This is a genomic window from Pseudomonas sp. PDM21, assembly GCF_014852505.2.
GTDB lineage: Bacteria > Pseudomonadota > Gammaproteobacteria > Pseudomonadales > Pseudomonadaceae > Pseudomonas.
The window spans coordinates 2,753,999-2,771,564 of sequence record NZ_CM181223.1 but is presented as its reverse complement, the minus strand read 5'-3'; the positions used below and the strand labels follow the sequence as shown (position 1 = coordinate 2,771,564).

Genomic DNA, 17,566 nt, shown 5'->3' with positions numbered 1-17,566 from the left:
CGCAACCCCAACCGTCGGGCCCCATGGCGCGGCGGTTTTCTCCCCGAAACGACAACGGGCCACCCTGCTTGCACAGGGTGGCCCGTTCGATTGTCGCCGGCTCAGGAAGCGCTGATCGCCCTCGGGTCTTCGCCGCGGTACAGATGCTCGATCAGCTCCGCACGCGAAGCGAGGATCGCGCGCTGGTTGAGCGAGCCCTTGTCGGTGATTTCACCCTTGTCGATCGAGGGCGCCTCGTCCAGCAGCGCCACCCAGCCGAAGTAGTTGGCGTTGCCGGTGGCCTGCAGGTTGAGCTGCGCCAGCCAGTCGGCGAACCAAGCACGCACCCGCGCGCTGCCCAGCACCTCGGCATCGCTGGCCTCCCGACCCAGACCGGACAGCGAACGACACTCGGCCAGACGCGGAAACACCAGCAGCGCCAGGCCCGGTCGGTCCGGCGCCAGCACCACCACGTCCTGAACATAGCGCGACCCGGCCAGCACAGCGCGGGTACGCAGCGGCCCGACATTGACGAACACCCCGGAAGACAGCTTGAAGTCCTCGGCCAGGCGGCCGTCGAACATCAGCCCCAGCTGCGGGTTGCTTTCATCCGCCAGACGCAACGCATCGCCGGAGCAGTAGTAACCCTCCTCGTCGAAGGCTTCGGCATTCTGCTCGGGGTTGCGCCAGTAGCCGCGCATCAGGTTCGGCCCGCGATAGCGCGCTTCCAGCTTGCCCTCCACCGGCACCAGCTTGACCTCGCAACCGGGCGCCGGCAGGCCGACATAACCGGCCACCGACAGCGGCCCGGTGGTGAAGGTGCAGGACGGCGCGGCCTCGGTCATGCCCAGGCCGGCCATCATGCGGATGCGCTCGCCACAGTGGGCTTCGGCCAGTCGGTCGAGGCGATCCCAGATGTCCTGGGACAGCCCGGCAGCGGCGAAGAAGAACAGCCGGATATCGGCGAAGAAGCGCTCGCGCAGGTCAGCGTCACGCTCCAGCGCACTGGCCAGCTCCTCCCAGCCGCGCGGCACGGTGAGGTAGGCCGTCGGCGAGATGTCCTTGAGGTTGCGCAGGGTCTCGGCAAAGCCCTGCGGCGTTGGCCGGCCGCCGTCGATGTAGAAGCTGCCGCCGTTGTACAGCGCGATCCCCAGGTTGTGGCTGCCACCGAAGGTGTGGTTCCACGGCAGCCAGTCCACCAGCACCGGCGGCTGCCGGCCGAACTCGGGAAAGGTCTGCAGCAGCATCTGCTGGTTGGCGCAGAGCATGCGCTGGGTGGTCGGCACCGCCTTGGGCAGCTTGGTCGAACCGGAGGTGAAGAGGAACTTGGCGATGGTTTCGCTTTCGGTGGCCGCGAACGCGGCATCCGCCGCGCTGCAATCGTCCGCGTCCAGAAGCTCGGCGAAAGGACGGCAACGCCTTCCCGGCACATCACCGCGACCGAACAGCAGCGGCAGTTCGGCATCCAGCACCGCTTCGATAGCACGGGCGTAGGGCCCGGCATCGGCGGCGAACACCAGCCCCGGCTGCAGCAACTGGACGATGTGGCGCAGCTTGGCGAAGTCCTGGGACACCAGCGAATAGGCCGGCGACACCGGGCAATAGGGAATCCCGGCGTACATCGCGGCGAAGGCCAGTTGCAGGTGTTCCAGGTCGTTGCCCGAGAGGATCAGCAGCGGCCGCTCCGGGCCAAGCCCGTATGCCAGCAGGTTCTGGGCGATGCGCCGGGTGCTGTCGAGCATCTGCGCATAGCTGATGCGGCGCCACTGGCCAGCGTCATCACGGGCCGCAACGAAAGTCTGTTGCGGGCGCTCGGCAGCCCAGTGCTGCAGGCGTTCCAGCAGGCGTTCGGGCAGCGGCGCGAGGGCTTCGCGGGCACGCAGGTAGAGGGTGCCGTCAGCCTTGCGGCGGACCTCTACCTGCGGATGGCCGATGGCGACCCGCCGGTAGCCCACAGGGGAGTTGGATGCGACATTCATGAGAGCGTCTTCCGTAAAGGCACGCCACCGCGCCCAACGGAGCGGTGGCGGGAATATTGTTCTTGTTCTGCCCAGCGTCCTGCCGGGCATTGGTATCCGCAGCCCGAATCAGCCGGTCAGATGGGATAGTGGCGCGGCGCGGTCTGCAGGGTGATCCAGCGCAACTGGGTGAAGTGGTCGATGGCGGCACGGGAGCCGAAGCTGCCGTAGCCGCTGGCCTTGACCCCGCCGAACGGAATCTGCGCCTCGTCGTGCACGGTCGGCCCGTTGATGTGGCAGATGCCCGACTCGACGCGCCGCGCCAGGTTCAGCGCACGCGCCTGGTCACGGCTGAAGATCGCCGCCGACAGGCCATACTCGCTGTCGTTGGCCACCCGCAGGGCCTCTTCGTCGCCGTCCACACGAATTACCGAGAGCACCGGGCCGAAGGATTCCTCGGCATACAGGCGCATCTGCGCGGTCACGCCATCGAGCAGCGCCGGTTGCATCACCGCGCCTTCGAAGTCGCCACCGCAGAGCAGGCGTGCGCCCTTCTCCACGGCATCGTCGATCAGCCCGCGAATGCGCAACGCGGATGCGCCGTCCACCAGGCTGCCGAGCACCGAAGCCGGGTCGGCGGGATGGCCGGCGCGCAGGCTGGCGGCCTTCTTCGCCAGGCGCGCGACGAAGTCGTCGGCGACGCTCCGGTCGACGATCAGCCGCTCGGTGGACATGCAGATCTGCCCCTGGTTGAAGTAGCCGCCGAATGCCGCTGCCTCGACGGCTGCGTCCAGGTCGGCGTCGTCCAGCACCAGCAGCGGCGCCTTGCCGCCCAGCTCCAGCAGCGCCGGCTTGAGATGGCGCGCACACAGCTCGCCGATGACTCGGCCGACGCGGGTCGAGCCGGTGAAGTTGACGCGCTTCACCGCCGGGTTAGCGATCAGTCTTTCCACCAGCACGGCGGCGTCTGCCGGGGCGTTGCTCAGGACGTTGACCACGCCGTCGCCCAGTCCCGCGTCGTGCAGCACCTGGCCGATCAGCCGGTGTACCGCAGGGCACTGCTCGGAAGCCTTGAGCACCACGGTGTTGCCACAGGCCAGCGCCATTGCCAGGGCACGCGTGGCGAGGATCACCGGGGCGTTCCAGGGGGCGATGCCGAGCACCACGCCGGCCGGTTGGCGCATGGCCATGGACAGCGAGCCGGGCACATCGGACGGGATCACCTCGCCGAGAATCTGCGTGGTCATGCCAGCGGCCTCGCGCAGGATGCCAGCCGCCAGGTGCACATTGAAGCCATACCAGTTGGCCATGGCGCCGGTCTCCCGTGCGCCCGCGGCGATGAACTCGGCGCTGCGCGACTCCATCAGCCGCGCGGCTTCCAGTAGGCGCGTGCGGCGCTCGCCGGGGCCGAGCGCCGACCAGGCGGGGAAGGCCGCAGCGGCGGCCGCCACGGCGGCATCGGCGTCTTCGACGGTGGCAGCGGCAGCGACGCTGGCGGGAGTGCCGCTAAGCGGGTCGAGCCGGGTGAAGGTGCGACCATCGCTGGCCGGCAAGGCGCGGCCGCCGATCAACAGCGAGACTTGGTTCATGCAGCGTTCCTCTTGTCGTTGTTCTGGCCGCGGGGCACGGGCCCCGCGGCGGCTGCTCAGCGGCGGTAGGCTTGCAGGCCCGGCTTGATGCTCTTGTCATCGAGGAACTGCTTGAGCCCCTGCTCGCGGCCATGCTCCGGATCACGCAGCTGGGCCTGGTCGAGCTTGGCGTAAAGGTAGTCCTCGCTCTGCTCCCAGGTCAGCTCACGGCAACGCTTGAAGCCGTTCTTCGCCGCGCGCAGCACCACCGGGTTCTTGTCCAGCAGGTCGGCGGCCAGTTCCAGCACCGCGTCGCGCAATTCAGCCAGCGGCACGCTGCGGTTGACCAGGCCCATCTGCGCTGCCTTGCGGCCGTCGAAGGTCTTGCCGGTCATGATGTAGTACAGCGACTCGCGGTGGCCCACGGTGTCGGCCATGGCCTTGCTCACCAGGTTGCCCGGCGGGATGCCCCAGTTGATTTCCGACAGGCCGAACACCGCCTCGTCCGCGGCGATGGCCAGGTCGCACGCCACCAGCGGGCTGAAGCCACCGCCGAAGCACCAGCCGTTGACCATGGCGATGGTCGGCTTGGAGTACAGGCGCAGCAGCTTCCACTGCCATTCGGAGGCGTCGCGACGAATGCGTTCCTGGAGGATTTCCGGACCGGCGTCCACTTCGCGGAAGTACTCCTTGAGGTCCATCCCCGCAGTCCACGCGCTGCCGGCGCCGGTCAGCACCAGCACACGGGCATCGGCGTCCTGCTCGACGGTCTCCAGTACGTCGCGCATCTCGCGGTTGAGCGTGGGGCTCATGGCGTTGCGCTTCTCCGGACGGTTCAGGGTGACCCAGGCGATGCCGGCATCCACTTCAACGGTGACGGTCTGCCAGCGGCCTTCGTACTTGTTCATGTCTCACCTTTTGCTCTTGTTGTGCTTGGTGGAAAACAAGCTATGCGGGAAATATAGTTATGTCAATTAACTATTTTCACAAACCGCCAACACCGCCATGAGCCGTTCGCGGACGGCGGGAGCAATCGGTTCAGCGCGCAGTACGCCCGCTTCGTCCCGCGCCCAGACACGCTCGTCATGCCCTTCCACACGCAGTTCGCCATCGGCGCCGCGCAGCCGGTGGCGCAACGCGAAACTGCTGCGCCCGAGGCGCACCAGGTCGGTTTCGATGGACAGAAGATCAGCGAATCTACTGGGCTTGAGGAACTTCGAGCGGGTTTCCAGCATCGGCCAGCCGAGTATACCGTGGCGCTTCATGGCTTCGCCCAGGGGCACGCCGAGGCCGCCGAAGAAGGCATCGGTGGCACGGTTGAAGTAGGCGAAATAGTTCGGATAGAAGACGATGCCCGCCGGGTCGCAATCGCCCCAGCTGACTTCGAGGTGGATGACGCTGGCCATATGTTCAGTCTCGTTCCGCGTGATAGTTGATTAACACGATTAACGATATGGACGAGTCACGACAGCGTCAACGTCGAATCAGGGTGCCAGGCCGTCGAACAGGGTCTGGGTCAGCTGGCGCACCCGTGCGCTGTGGGCGGCGAGGTCGGGCTTCTCGTCCTGCACCAGGCGCATGAAGAGCATCGAGGAGTAGTCATTGAGGAACCAGGCGACGAACTCCACGTCCACCTTCGCACTGAGCAGGCCGCGCGCCTGCAAGTCACGCAGCAGCACGGCGATCTCGCCGGCGAGATGGGCGTTGAGCGTGGCCACCGCCTCCGGCCGCGTGGCCATCAGCCCCAGCGGCGGCAGTTCGCGCCAGATGGAGATCGGCAGCACCTGCAGCTCGTGGCGGACGATCAGCGACTCCAGGTGGCACATGGCGTCCACTGCATTGTCGAAGGCCGGCATCTGCAGCCGGGCCTCGGTCACTGCCTGGCGGTCGGCGCGCTCGACAACGGCCAGGAGGATGTCCTGCTTGCTGCCGAAGTAGTTGAACACCGTAGGCGTCGACACCCCGGCCTGACCGGCGATCTGCTCCACGGTAGTGGCCGCGAATCCCTGTGCCTCGAACAGCGCCAGCGCCGCTGCGGTGATCGCATCGCGCCGCTGTTCCTTCTGCCTTTCCCGCAATCCGCTCAACTGCCCTCCTCCCTCTGTCGGTGACCGTCACGCTGCAAGTGGCTGATTCTAAGATATTTTCAATTCCGATCAAATATTTTATTTGACTATAAGTTTTTACATCGATAAAAACTTGTACCACCACACCGCACCACGACAACAAGAGATCAGTCCATGACCGCCGAACTCGACCAGGCACTGGCCAGCGCCTACGCCGCCGCCGATCCTGCGCAACCCACGCTGATGCAGGGCTTTCCGCCGGCGCCGGAGCAACTCGTCACCTGGCACAACTTCATGCGCCCGCCGTACAACCGCTGGGCCTTCCACAACCTGGGGCGCATCCGCCCGAGCGTCAGTGTGGAGCGCGGGGATCAGGCACCCTCTGCGTTGCAGCGCGGCGCGGTACGCCTCGATGACTTCCACTTCGAAGGCGCCAGCGGCCGCCGTGTAAGCCTGGAGGAACATCTGCAGGCCACCTGCACCGATGGCTGGCTGGTGATGAAGGACGGCGAGGTCGTGCAGGAGCGCTATTTCAACGGCCACGAAGCGCACAAACGACACATCATGTTCTCGGTCACCAAGTCGCTGGTCGGCCTGCTGGCCCAGGAGTTGGTGGAAGACGGCCGCCTCGACGATCGTCGCCTGGCGCTGGACTACGTGCCCGAACTGCGCGGCAGCGCCTTCGGCGACGCGACCGTGCGCCAGCTGCTCGACATGGCCGTGGCCATCGATTACCAGGAGGTTTACGACGACCCCGCATCCGGCAGCTCGCAGTTCGGCTACGCCTGCGGCCTGACCCCGCCGCCGCTCGGCGTGCAGGCTTTCGGTTCGCTCTACGAATACCTCCCCGCCACCCGCAAGAGCGGCGAGCACGGCGGCTTCTTCCACTATGTGACCGCCACCACCGAGGCGCTGGCCTGGGTGATGGAGCGGGCCAACGGGAGCAGTTGCGCCGAGCAGTTGCGCGATGTGTGGCAGGGCCTGGGCTGCGAACGCGACGGTTTCTTCGTCGCCGACCCCTGGGGCCGCAACGTTGCCGGCGCTGGCTTCAACGCGACCCTGCGCGACATGGCGCGCTACGGCGAGATGGTGCTGCGCGGCGGCCGCGCCAACGGCCGCCAGCTGCTCTCCGGGAAGGCCATCGAGGCCGTGCTGGCCGGTGGCGACCCGGCCATCTACGCCGCCAACGAGGTGTTCTCGCAGTGGAGCCCCGGCGCCACCTACAAGAGCCAGTGGTACGTGTATCCGGGCGAAGCGCTGCTGGCGGTAGGCATCCACGGCCAGTCCCTGTATATCGACTTCGAGCGCCAGGTGGTAATCGTCAAGCAGTCCTCGCTTCCCGAAGCAGAGAGCGTGCTGGACCTCGACAGCCTGCGCCTGATCCGCGCCCTCGCCGCTGCTCTCTGAGGCCCGACGCCATGCGCCCAACCCAGCTCACACGGAAGACCACCATGCACCGCCTGCTGAAGAACTGCGCCGCCGCCCTGCTGCTCGGCAGCCTCGCCGCCGGGACCCATGCCCAGGAGACAGCCGAAAAACTGGGCGGCCAGCTACGCATCTACAACTGGATCGAATACCTGCCCAAGGACGTGCTGCAGCAGTTCAGGGACGAGACCGGCGTGGAGATCATCTACGACGTCTTCGACAGCCCGCAGACCCTCGAGGCGCGCCTGCTCACCGGCACCGCCGGCTACGACCTGGCCTTCCCCAGCAGCAGCCAGGTGCCGCAGCTGATCACCGCCGGCGCCCTGGAGCCGCTCAAGCGCCAGAGCCTGCCGCACTTTTCCGGCCTCGACGCCAGCTTCATGCGCCAGCGCGAACCCCTGGACCCGGGCAGCCGCTATTCGGTGCCCTACCTCTGGGGCACCACGCTGATCGGCTTCAACAAGGCGAAGGTGGACGCCGCCCTGGGCAGCGACAGTGACATGCGCGACTACGACCTGCTGTTCAAGCCGGAGAACATCGCCAGGCTGTCCAAGTGCGGCGTGGCCTTCCTCGACAGCGCCAACGAGGTCATCCCCATCGTCCTGCACTACCTGGGCCTGGACCCGAACAGCAGCAACCCCGAGGACTACGCCAGGGCCGAGAAGGTGCTGCAGTCGATCCGCCCCTACGTGCGCTACTTCAACTCCGCCAAGTACCCGCAGGACCTCGCCAACGGCGACATCTGCGTGGCCCTGGGCTGGTCCGGCGGCATGCTCGCGGCGCGCAACATGGCCCACGCGGCGGACAACGGCAACGACATCCGCCTGGCCCTGCCGCGCCAGGGCACGCTGATGTGGTCCGACGACATGGTGATCCCCAAGGGGGCGAAGAACGTTGCCCAGGCCCACGCCTTCATCGACTTCCTGCTGCGCCCGGAGGTGATCGCCCGGGTCACCAACCAGATCGGCTATCCCAACCCGACTCCGGCGAGCCTGCCGCTGGTGGACCCGAAGCTGCTCGGTGACCACGACCTGTTCGTGCCCGATGACCAGCGCCACCTGCTGTTCCAGGCCGAGCCGCCGCACAAGCAGGCGCTGCGCCAGCTGACGCGGATCTGGAACCGGATTCGCTCCAGTGTCTGAACCAGGACTGCACCCGACGCTGCATCTGGACGTGGAGATCGGCGACGAGCTGCTGCGCGGTGCGACCGCGCAGGGCCGGCGCATCGACTATCCGATACTGGGCGGCCGCTTCACCGGCAGCAATCCGGATGGCAAAGGCTTCGCCGGATGCATCCCGCCCGGCGGCGCCGATTACTACCTGGAGCGCCACGACGGCTGCGGCGAACTGGACGCCCGCTACAGCCTGCTGTGCAACGACGGCACGCTCATCGAGGTGCACAACACCGGCCTGCTGGTGCTGAGCGAAGCCGGCGTGCAACTGGCCGCGCAACACTGGCCGATCGACCCGCAGCACTACCGCTGTCATTGCGCGCCGCGCTTTCACAGCAAGGATGCGCGCTACGCCTGGATGAGTCGCCACCTGTTTGTCGGGCAGGTCAGCTACCCGGCGGCCAACCGCGTACAGATCGAGTGTTTCCGTATCCACTGACCCATTCCACACAAGGCACCCGAACAGGAGAACCGAAAACCCGAGCGTGACCCCGTAAAAAAGCGACGCCGAGTCACCCCCTCCCCAACCACGACGCTCCCGGGCCGAACCGTATCGTTCGCGCCAGCGGCTTCGTGCGGCCCGGAGAAAGCGCCACCGCGCGGGTGCTCCCCACAAGAACAACAAAGCAGAGCACCGCTTACTTCTGCCATTTCAATCACAACAACGGAGCAGAACCAGCCATGAACCACCCCGTCGTATCGGGCCTGTCCGGCATCGCCTTGCTGGCCCTGGCCCTGCAGGCCCAGGCGATCGACCTGACCCCGGAAACCTTCCTCGACGTCAACGTCGGCCTGGCCAGCGACTACCGCGTCGGCGGCCTGTCCCTGGATCAGGACGAAGGCCCCGTCCTGCTGACCTCCGCGACCCTGGTGCACAAGATCAGCGGCCTGTATGCCGGCGTCTTCACCACCAACGTCGAGATGGGCACCCAGAGCAACCGCGAGTGGGACTACTACGTCGGCATCGCCCGGCCGATCACTGAGAACACGCGTTTCTCGCTGACCTGGGTGAATTACGAATACCCCGGCGACAGCTGGATCAACTTCAGCGAGTGGATCGGCACCCTGGGTTACCGCAACGCCACCATCGGCATCAAATACGCCGACGACCTGCAGAACCCACCCGCCCGCGCCGCCGCTGCGAAGCAGGTGGACCAGCTGATCGACTGGGGCGTGCTGCCCAGGACCGCAGCCATCACCACGCGGCCGAAGGAGCGCACCATCGGCTGGGCCGAGTACGACTTCTACCTGCCCTGGCAGACCAAGCTCAACGTACGCTACGGCCACACCTGGACGTCGGACGAACAGGCCTGGCGCTCGGGCAGCGGCGACTACCGCAGTGGCTACAGCGACTGGGGCGTGGCACTGATCAAACGCGCCTACGGCCTGGAGTGGAAGGCCGCCTACATCGACACCGATCTCTCCGAAGCCGAGTGCAAGAACAACTTCGGCAAGGGCGGCGACTGCCAGGCCACCGTAGTCTTCTCCGCCAGCAAGCGCTTCTGAACCCGACTGAACCCGGCGTGCCACGGCACGCCCCGACGCGAACCACGATCCGAGGTTAGACATGTACAAGAAAGCCCTCGTACGCCCCCTGAGCCTGGGCGTCCTGAGCCTGGCCCTGCTGGTGGCCGGCTGCAGCACCCAGCCGCCCATGGGCGACGGCCCGCCACCGTCGGACCGCAGTTTCCAGCCCTTCTGGGGCAAACGCCTGACCGGCTACATCAAGACCGCCGACGGCACCGAACTGCGCTACTCCGTGCTGCTGCCCAAGGGCGACGGCAAGTTCCCGGTGCTGGTCCGCTACAGCGGCTACGACTCCGGCAGCATCGGCGGCTCGGCCTACCTGGCCGACAACGAGACCTTCTCGGTCGCCATGGACAAGGACCTGGTCGAGCGTGGCTACGCCGTGATGGGCGTACAGGCCCGCGGCACCGGATGCTCCCAGGGCACCTTCGATTTCCTCGGCCCGGAATACGGCACCGACGGCCGCAGCGCCGTGGAATTCGCCGCGCGGCAGAACTGGTCCAACGGCAGCGTCGGCATGTTCGGCTGGTCCTGGGCGGGCATGTCGCAACTGATGACCGCCTCGGAGCGCCCACAGGGCCTCAAGGCCATCGCCCCCGGCATGATCCTGGGTGACGCCTACACCGACAGCTGGTCCCTCGGCGGCGTCCCCAACCAGGGCTTCACCACGTCGTGGCACTGGTTCGTCGACATGCGCTGGGACGCGGTAAAGGCCAGCGCGCAGAGCGAAGGTGACCAGCGCTGCCTGGCGCAGGTCGAGGAAAACAAGGCCAAGGTGGTCAAGTCCTCGCTGATGTACAACCTGATCCGCCACCCCCAGCATGACGAGTGGATGAAGCAGCGCGCACCGCGCGACCGTGCGCAGCTGGTGCAGGTCCCGGTGCTGTCCATGCAGGCCTGGCAGGACGAGGCCGTACTGGCGCGCGAAGGCTTCTACCAGGAACGCCTGGACCCGAAGCAGCTGTGGATGCTGCAGACCAGCGGCGGGCACAACCTGTATGAGTCCGAGCGCTTCCGCCAGGAGAAGCTCTACCCCTTCCTCGACCACTTCGTGAAGGGCGAGCAGAACGGCTTCGAACAGAGCAAACACCTGGAAATCTGGCAGGAAACCGTCGCCGACGACCGCGAAGGTCGTCACCAGCCCAACGAGACCGCGCGTCCGGGCTGGAGCATCGCCCGTGACCACTACCCGCTGCCGGTGAAACCGGTGAGCTTCGCCCTGAGCGAAGACGGCAAGCTGATCGAGGGTGGCAAAGGAACCGGTGCGCCGGATGCGTATATCTACCCGATCCCCGGCCCGGAGGTGAACACCTACCTCAAGGACCACGCCTGGGGCTGGCAGCACCCGCTGTGGAAGCAAGGCAGCGTTGCCTATACCAGCGACGAGTTCGAGCGCGATTTCCTCAGCTATGGCAGCGCCAGCGCGGACATCTGGCTGTCCACCTTCCTCGCCCCGGATACCGACCTGCAGGTGACCATCACCGAGGTCCGCCCGGACGAGCAGGAAGTCTTCGTCCAGCGCGGCTGGCTGCGCATGTCCAACCGCCAGCTGGACGAGAGCAAGTCCAGCGAACTGCGCCCGCAGCAACTCAACGACCCGGACGGCATCCAGCCGATGCTGCCCAACGTGCCGGCGCTGGGCCGGGTGGAGATCCCACCGTTCTCCCACCCGTTCCGCAAGGGCTCGAAGCTGCGCATCTGGATCGACGCCCCGTCCAACACCGGCGGCTACGGCTTCGTCTACTACTCGCTGGCCAGCCGCAACAGCGTCTACCACGACGCCCAGCATCCCTCGCGCCTGGTCCTGGGCGAGCTGAGCGGCGTGAAGATCCCGGAAGACCTGCCCCAGTGCGGCACGCTGCTCAAGCAGCCCTGCCGACATGACCCGCTGTCGTCCTTCCCGCCCTTCTGATTGACACGCCGCCCCTGCCCGGCGGGGGCGGCACCACTCACGTAAAGGATTCGAATCGATGACCATTCGACACGCCGCTTCACGTCTGCAGAAAGCCCTCTTCCTGGCGGTGCTGACCGTCGCCCTGCCCCTCGCCCAGGCCGCCGAGCTCAAGGAAAAGATCCCCAATCGACTGACCCACGAACTGGTCATGCAGATCGACGTCCAGCTCGGCCCGCGCGAGGACATGGGCAAGGGTCCGGACGGCCAGCGCATCAACTACCCGATCATCGGCGGCACCTTCAACGGCCAGGGTATGCAGGGCAGCGTGGTGCCCGGCGGCGCCGACATGTCGGTGACCCGCGAGGACGGCGTAACGCTGATCAACGCGCTGTACCGCCTGAAGACCGACGACGGCCAGATCATCATCATCGACAACGGCGGCATCTGGCGCCTCAACGAATCGGGACTGGCGAAAAAGGCCAAGGGCCTGGAGTTGCGCGATATGAAGGAAAGCGACTTCTACTGCCGCACCTCGCCCAGGTTCAGGACCCAGCCCGGCGCCCACGCCTGGCTCAACGACTACGTGTTCGTCGGCACCATCGACGGCGTCAGCGAACATGAAGTGCTGATCAGCGTTTACAAGGTCGGCGGCGCCTGATGCCGCCAGGGCGCAAGCGTTCCCCAGCTCCTTTGGCTTGCGCCCGATTTTCCATCCCGACCTGCGCCAGGGGCGGGGTCGCTGTCACTGCGGACGCAGCCAACTCAGCCCTGCGCCTGCCAGAAGTAACCGGGTGCGAGACACAGACCGCTCGCCGCGATCACATCAAATGCTAATCAATTGCATTTACAGCCTCAGGATGAATCAGTAGACTCCGCCGCCAGACACTGGAAGCCACGGTTGATGAGGCCTGCAGCATGGAATGGAACGGAATCAATCTGCGCTGGGCCTATACCGACCTCCTGCTGGGCCTGAGCCGCAAGACCCAATGCATGCAGCTCGCCTATGACGTGCTGCACGACGCCTTCATCCGTTTCGTCCTTGCCAGCCAACGCACCGCCATCGACCAGCCCAATGCCTACCTGCGGCGAGTCGCACATTCCGTCCTGATCGATCACTACCGTGACGCCTCGCGCTTCTACCCCCTGCCGGAGGGGGACCTCGAGCCCTGGATGGATACCCGTGAGGATGCCGAGTTCGCGCCTTCCGCCGAACACCTGGCCGATCTGCAGCAGCGTCTGGTAGCCATCCAGCGCATTCTCGAGTGCCTGCCGTCGCGCTGCCGGGAAGTCTTCTGGCTGGTGCGGATCGAAGGTCACCGCCAGGTGGAAGTCGCCCGCATGCTGGGCATCAATATTTCCATGGTGGAGCGCCACCTCGTTCGTGCCTTGCTGAATCTGCGCGATGCCCGCGAGCAACTGGCCTCATGACCAGCAGCCGACACCAGGCTGCGCGCTGGTTCACCCGTCTGCTGGACCTGCCCGGCGACCATCCCGAGCGCCAGGCCTTCACCCGCTGGCTTGCCGCCGACCCGCAGAACGCCCGTGAGTACCAGGCCTTCAGCGAGCTCTGGGGCAACTTCTCGAGCACCCCGCAAACCCAGGCACTGGCCGGCGCCATGGAGAACCTGAGCCGCCGGCGCTTCGTGCGCAACGGTGCAATGGGCGGCCTGCTGCTGGCCGTCGCCGCCGGTTGGCTGGTGTCGATGCGCAGCCGCCAGGGTGAACAGATGCTGATGACCGGCATCGGCGAGCAACGCCACATCACGCTGGAGGATGGCAGCGACGTCTTCCTCGACGCCGACACCCGGCTACATGTCCTGTTCAGCGAATCGACCCGCCAGGTTTTCCTGCTGCGAGGCCGCGCGATATTCAGCGTGCAGCATGCCCCCTCGCGCCCCTTCGTGGTCGATGCCGGCGCCGCCCAGGTACGCGTACTCGGCACGCGATTCGTCGTCGAGCGGCTGGAGCCGCAGGTGCGCGTCAGCGTCGCCGAGGGACGGGTCGAGTTCTCCAGTGCCGGCCAGCGCATGGTGCTCGAGCGTGACCAGGTGGGTGAGCTCGATGCTGGGGGAAAACTGCATCCCCTGCAGCGTTCGGCCATCAGTGCCTTCAGCTTCGCCAAAGGCAATCTGCAGTTCGAGCGAGCCAGCCTGGGCGAGATCGCCATCACGCTGTCGCGCTACCGGGAAACACCGGTGAAGGCACTGCAGCCGGCCACGCAATCGATCACTGCGGTGGTCCAGTTGGCCGATGTGGAGAGCTTCCTCGCCTTGCTGCCCGAGCTGGCCGATATCCGCATCGAGCAAAGCGGCGGCGCCACGCTGCTACTTCCTCGCTGATTTTCATCCGCACCAGGTAGGGGTTTCTTCGCGCAGCTCCGTCATTGGTTATCCCAGTCCCTGACGAGCTTTTCCATGAAGCCCATTTCCCTCAAGTCCCTGGCGGTCTCCAGCGCCCTGGCAATCTCCCTCAATGCGTTCGCCGCGCCGGTAGCGCTGGACCTTCCCCGGCAGTCCCTGGCGACGTCGCTCAAGCAACTGGCGAACCTCGCCGGCGTGACCCTGGCGATGGATGACCAGTTGGTGGCGGAGCGCACCGCCCCCGCCATCAAGGGCGACTACGAATTCAGCAGCGCACTGGACGAATTGCTCGCTGGCTCAGGCCTGGGCGTCCGTCAGCAGGGCGGTGCATGGCTGATCGTCCGCCGCGGTTCCTCCGACGTACTGGACCTCTCCTCCACTACCGTCAGCGGTCGCAGCCTGGGCTCAACCACCGAAGGCTCGCACTCCTATGCCACCCGGGCCATCACCATCGGCAAGGGCGAGCAGTCGCTGCTGGAAACCCCGCAGTCGGTCACCGTCATCACGCGCCAGCGCATGGATGACCAGAACATGAACAACCTGCAGGACGCGATGCGTCAGGTCACCGGCGCCACGGTGAAGACCTACAACACCGGCTCCAGCCTCAACGACGTGTACATGCGCGGCTTCCTGGTCGATCAGGTGCAGGTCGACGGGGTGTCGCAGATCACCGGCCAGGGCGACATGGCAACCAGCTTCGACCTGGCCATGTACGACCGCGTCGAAGTGCTGCGTGGTCCGGGTGGCCTGTACGCCGGGTCCGGCGAGCCGGCCGGCACCATCAACCTGGTGCGCAAGCGCGCGCTGGGAACGTTCGGCCTGAGCGGGGAAATGGCCGCCGGCTCCTGGGACCGCTACCGCAGCATGGTCGACGTCACCGGTCCGCTGAACGACGAAGGCACGATCCGTGGTCGCTCGGTCATGGCCTATGAGCACAACAAGTCCTTCGTCGACTACGTGCAGAACGAACGCCCGATGTTCTACGGGCGCCTGGAAATGGACCTGGACCCAAGCACCACCCTGTCGCTGGGCGGTGCCTACCAGAAGAACAATTCCACTCCGGCCTTCGGCCTGCCGGCCTATGCCGACGGCACCCTGCTCGACGTGCCGCGCTCCACCTACGTCGATGCGAAGTGGAACCGCATGAAGGAAGAGACCTGGGAGGCCTTCTCCGAGCTCGACCACACCCTTGACAACGGTGGCCAGTGGAAGACCTCACTGACCTATCGCGACGCACGCCTGCCCCAGCGCGAATTCAGCTGGACCACCTGGGTGGTCAATCCCGATACCCAGACCGCCGACGCGGCACGTTATTCGTACTACGAGCGGATCAAGACGCTGGGCCTGGACAGCTTCGTCACCACGCCCTTCAGCCTGGCCGGCCGCACCCACGAACTCACCCTCGGCGGCGAGTACCAGCACCTGGACAAGGCCTTCACCTATGGCTCGGTGGACCTGGACAACGATGGCTATGCCGACGAGGTACCGATCGGCATCGACGGCGCCAACGACCTGCCGCGCCTGGACATGCCGCACACCAACTTCAACTACACCAAGAGCCGCCAATACGGCCTCTACGGCCGCACCAAGCTCAGCGTGACCGACGAGCTGGACGTGATCCTCGGCTCCCGCGTGACCTGGTACGACGCCGATGCGAAGAACGCCAACACCTTCTTCAACAACTTCGGTTCGCCCTCGACCCAGACCAACGCCAAGGTCATTCCCTACGGCGCGCTGATCTACAAGCTCACCCCGACCCTGGCCGCCTACGCCAGCTACACCAGCGTGTTCAAGCCGCAGAGCGAGACGGACGCCAGCGGCGAGAAGATGATCGCGCCGCACAAGGGCAAGCAGTACGAAGTCGGCCTGAAACAGGAGCTGATGGACGGCCGCCTGAATGCCTCGGTCGCCCTGTTCCGCATCTACGACGAGAACCGCGCCCAGTGGTCCGGCAGCCCGGTGAACGCCTACGAGGCGCAGGGCAAGGTGCGCAGCCAGGGCTGGGAAGCCGAGCTGACCGGCAACCTGACCGACAACTGGAGCATCGTCACCGGCTATGCCTTCACCATGACCCGCCTGCTGGACGACGATCCGAACAACGGCCTGAGCTCCGGCGACACCTTCAGCACCATCACGCCGAAGCACAACTTCAACCTGTGGTCGAAGTACGAATTCCTCGACGGCACGCTGAAGGGCTTCCATGTGGCCGGCGGCACCCGCGTGGTCAGCGAGACGCTCTACACCCGCAACAACACCGACTTCGTGCAGCCCGGCTATGCGGTCTCCACCGCCCAGCTCGGTTACCGGTTCAACGAGCACCTGAGCTCTACGCTCACCGCCAACAACCTCTTCGACCGCAAGTACTACGAGCGAGTAGACAGTGCCTGGGGTTCGAACTTCTACGGCGAGCCGCGCAACCTGATGCTGACCCTGCGCGGCACCTATTGAGCGCTGGCGTTCCCACCTTCAGGGTGGGAACGCAACTCCGCCGGAACTTCACTGCGCAACCCTTCCACCGCGCGCCAGGCCGTGTCCCGAGCGCGCCTCAGCACCGCGCTCTTCCATTGGTCCGTGTCGATGTAGAAGGCATCGCGCAGCTGCTGCTTGATCCGCCGCACCTTGGCCGCCGGCGCATCGGGCGTGCGGTGCAGCCACTGGTCCGCGCGCAGCGCTTCGAGCACCTGCGGGCCGGGCACGGTGCCGAACTCCAGGCTCATGGAAATCAGCAGCGCCTGCGGGCATTCCTCGAACGCCGCATGCACCAGCTTGCCGCTGAGCTTCACCGAGACGCTGTTGCCCTCCTCCGTCGAGCGCACCTCGTCGCCCCACCAGGCGCGGGCACGGACCAGCGCTTCCGGGCGCGGATCTCCCGAGTAGATGTACTCGCCGTAGCCGCTCGGGCCGAGGCCGGTGTGCACATCGATCCAGGCCATCTCGCGGCATTGCCGGCCATGCTGGCGCAGCACTTCGCGCACGGTGCGGTTGCTCCACGTCGGCTGCGAGCCGGAGAAGAACAGCCCATCGGGATGGCTGGCCTGGCCGGATGAGATAGCCTTCTGCAACTCCCAGCGGCCATGGCGCAGCGCGTAGCCGAGCAGACGCAGGCGCCCGAGCGGGCTGGGCCAGCGACGCGGCGCGAGCACCGGGTCCAGCTGCGCGTAGCCGGGGTTCTGCGGCGCCGCCTGGGTGAAGTCACGGAAGTTGCGATTGAGGTCGACGTTCTCCTGGGTCCAGCGGCGCCACCAGGAAAACCCGTAGGGGTTGGCGGCATGCAGGTAGAGCACCGCGCAGTCGTTGCGGCGCGCGTGCTCGCGCCATGCCGCATCGGCGAGCAGGGCGCTCTGCACGCCCGAGCCGCAGAAGCCTTCGACGCCATGGCAACCGCTGCTGATGATCAGCAGGCGTTTGGCATCCAGCGGTCCTTCACGGGCGACGTCCACCGCCAGCGTCTCGCCGTCGCGCCCGGTGAGCGGGTGGACGTGGGACTCCACCAGCAGGCTGGCGGCCGCGCAGGCGTCGAGGAACTTGCCGCGCGCCTGGGCGTAGCTCTGGGAGAAATACGACGATGCATTCATGGGAACTCCGGCCGTTTCCTGGGGCAGATGGCGGCCGGCAGG

The 17,566-nt window shown here is 66.3% G+C and carries 15 protein-coding genes; 9 read left to right on the top strand and 6 right to left on the bottom strand.

All coding sequences use genetic code 11. The annotated features are described in order from the left end of the window. Window positions 1–101 precede the first annotated feature (101 nt). The 5 genes from IB275_RS13020 to IB275_RS13000 all read right to left on the bottom strand — a co-directional run bounded on the left by IB275_RS13020 (window position 102) and on the right by IB275_RS13000 (window position 5,592). Window positions 102–1,958: a feruloyl-CoA synthase gene (locus tag IB275_RS13020; RefSeq protein ID WP_192295313.1), complete on the bottom strand. Its 1,857-nt coding sequence runs from the start codon at window positions 1,956–1,958 to the stop codon at window positions 102–104. A 116-nt stretch (window positions 1,959–2,074) separates the two neighbouring features. After that, a complete protein-coding gene (locus IB275_RS13015; RefSeq protein ID WP_081518401.1) occupies window positions 2,075–3,526 on the bottom strand; it encodes an aldehyde dehydrogenase in 1,452 nt (483 codons plus the stop codon). A gap of 56 nt (window positions 3,527–3,582) precedes the next feature. Further along, a complete protein-coding gene (locus IB275_RS13010) occupies window positions 3,583–4,413 on the bottom strand; it encodes a p-hydroxycinnamoyl CoA hydratase/lyase (RefSeq protein WP_081518402.1) in 831 nt (276 codons plus the stop codon). Between the two features lie 66 nt (window positions 4,414–4,479). Next, window positions 4,480–4,911, bottom strand: coding sequence for an acyl-CoA thioesterase (locus tag IB275_RS13005; RefSeq protein ID WP_081518403.1), 432 nt, complete (start codon window positions 4,909–4,911; stop codon window positions 4,480–4,482). A gap of 78 nt (window positions 4,912–4,989) precedes the next feature. Further along, window positions 4,990–5,592, bottom strand: a complete 603-nt coding sequence (locus tag IB275_RS13000) for a TetR/AcrR family transcriptional regulator (protein WP_081518404.1) — start codon at window positions 5,590–5,592, stop codon at window positions 4,990–4,992. Window positions 5,593–5,745: 153 nt separating this feature from the next. Here IB275_RS13000 and IB275_RS12995 point away from each other — a divergent pair, with 153 nt between their 5' ends. The 9 genes from IB275_RS12995 (at window position 5,746) to IB275_RS12955 (ending at window position 16,397) form a co-directional block, all read left to right on the top strand. After that, the gene (locus tag IB275_RS12995) at window positions 5,746–6,978 is read left to right on the top strand and encodes a serine hydrolase domain-containing protein (protein ID WP_192295312.1); all 1,233 of its coding nucleotides are present in this window, start codon (window positions 5,746–5,748) and stop codon (window positions 6,976–6,978) included. Between the two features lie 44 nt (window positions 6,979–7,022). Then, window positions 7,023–8,138, top strand: a complete 1,116-nt coding sequence (locus IB275_RS12990) for an extracellular solute-binding protein (protein WP_168190515.1) — start codon at window positions 7,023–7,025, stop codon at window positions 8,136–8,138. After that, entirely contained in the window at window positions 8,131–8,607 is a 477-nt protein-coding gene (locus IB275_RS12985; protein ID WP_081518407.1) for a DUF3237 domain-containing protein, read from the top strand. The genes IB275_RS12990 and IB275_RS12985 overlap by 8 nt, the downstream gene beginning before the upstream one ends. Window positions 8,608–8,849: 242 nt before the next feature. Beyond that, window positions 8,850–9,674, top strand: a complete 825-nt coding sequence (locus IB275_RS12980) for a TorF family putative porin (protein ID WP_081518408.1) — start codon at window positions 8,850–8,852, stop codon at window positions 9,672–9,674. A gap of 61 nt (window positions 9,675–9,735) precedes the next feature. Further along, on the top strand, window positions 9,736–11,607 hold the full coding sequence (locus IB275_RS12975) for a CocE/NonD family hydrolase (protein ID WP_192295311.1): 1,872 nt from the start codon (window positions 9,736–9,738) through the stop codon (window positions 11,605–11,607). A 58-nt stretch (window positions 11,608–11,665) separates the two neighbouring features. Then, window positions 11,666–12,247, top strand: coding sequence for a DUF3237 domain-containing protein (locus IB275_RS12970; RefSeq protein WP_081518410.1), 582 nt, complete (start codon window positions 11,666–11,668; stop codon window positions 12,245–12,247). A 257-nt stretch (window positions 12,248–12,504) separates the two neighbouring features. After that, window positions 12,505–13,017, top strand: a complete 513-nt coding sequence (locus IB275_RS12965) for an RNA polymerase sigma factor (RefSeq protein ID WP_081518411.1) — start codon at window positions 12,505–12,507, stop codon at window positions 13,015–13,017. Then, window positions 13,014–13,928 (top strand): FecR family protein, encoded by a 915-nt coding sequence (locus tag IB275_RS12960; protein ID WP_081518412.1) that lies wholly within the window; start codon window positions 13,014–13,016, stop codon window positions 13,926–13,928. Before IB275_RS12965 ends, IB275_RS12960 begins: the two co-directional genes overlap by 4 nt. A gap of 75 nt (window positions 13,929–14,003) precedes the next feature. After that, on the top strand, window positions 14,004–16,397 hold the full coding sequence (locus IB275_RS12955; RefSeq protein WP_192295310.1) for a TonB-dependent siderophore receptor: 2,394 nt from the start codon (window positions 14,004–14,006) through the stop codon (window positions 16,395–16,397). Here the strand turns inward: IB275_RS12955 and IB275_RS12950 are convergent. After that, on the bottom strand, window positions 16,391–17,524 hold the full coding sequence (locus IB275_RS12950; RefSeq protein WP_192295309.1) for a M14 family metallopeptidase: 1,134 nt from the start codon (window positions 17,522–17,524) through the stop codon (window positions 16,391–16,393). The two genes, IB275_RS12955 and IB275_RS12950, sit on opposite strands and share 7 nt — an antisense overlap. Between the last annotated feature and the right edge of the window lie 42 nt (window positions 17,525–17,566).

Coding starts and splice junctions, on each gene's coding strand:
- IB275_RS12960 (WP_081518412.1), top strand. CDS start 13,014: ATGACCAGCAGCCGACACCAGGCTGCGCGCTGGTTCACCCGTCTGCTG.
- IB275_RS12980 (WP_081518408.1), top strand. CDS start 8,850: ATGAACCACCCCGTCGTATCGGGCCTGTCCGGCATCGCCTTGCTGGCC.
- IB275_RS12955 (WP_192295310.1), top strand. CDS start 14,004: ATGAAGCCCATTTCCCTCAAGTCCCTGGCGGTCTCCAGCGCCCTGGCA.
- IB275_RS13005 (WP_081518403.1), bottom strand. CDS start 4,911: ATGGCCAGCGTCATCCACCTCGAAGTCAGCTGGGGCGATTGCGACCCG.
- IB275_RS12970 (WP_081518410.1), top strand. CDS start 11,666: ATGACCATTCGACACGCCGCTTCACGTCTGCAGAAAGCCCTCTTCCTG.
- IB275_RS12990 (WP_168190515.1), top strand. CDS start 7,023: ATGCACCGCCTGCTGAAGAACTGCGCCGCCGCCCTGCTGCTCGGCAGC.
- IB275_RS13010 (WP_081518402.1), bottom strand. CDS start 4,413: ATGAACAAGTACGAAGGCCGCTGGCAGACCGTCACCGTTGAAGTGGAT.
- IB275_RS13015 (WP_081518401.1), bottom strand. CDS start 3,526: ATGAACCAAGTCTCGCTGTTGATCGGCGGCCGCGCCTTGCCGGCCAGC.
- IB275_RS12975 (WP_192295311.1), top strand. CDS start 9,736: ATGTACAAGAAAGCCCTCGTACGCCCCCTGAGCCTGGGCGTCCTGAGC.
- IB275_RS12950 (WP_192295309.1), bottom strand. CDS start 17,524: ATGAATGCATCGTCGTATTTCTCCCAGAGCTACGCCCAGGCGCGCGGC.
- IB275_RS12965 (WP_081518411.1), top strand. CDS start 12,505: ATGGAATGGAACGGAATCAATCTGCGCTGGGCCTATACCGACCTCCTG.
- IB275_RS12995 (WP_192295312.1), top strand. CDS start 5,746: ATGACCGCCGAACTCGACCAGGCACTGGCCAGCGCCTACGCCGCCGCC.
- IB275_RS13020 (WP_192295313.1), bottom strand. CDS start 1,958: ATGAATGTCGCATCCAACTCCCCTGTGGGCTACCGGCGGGTCGCCATC.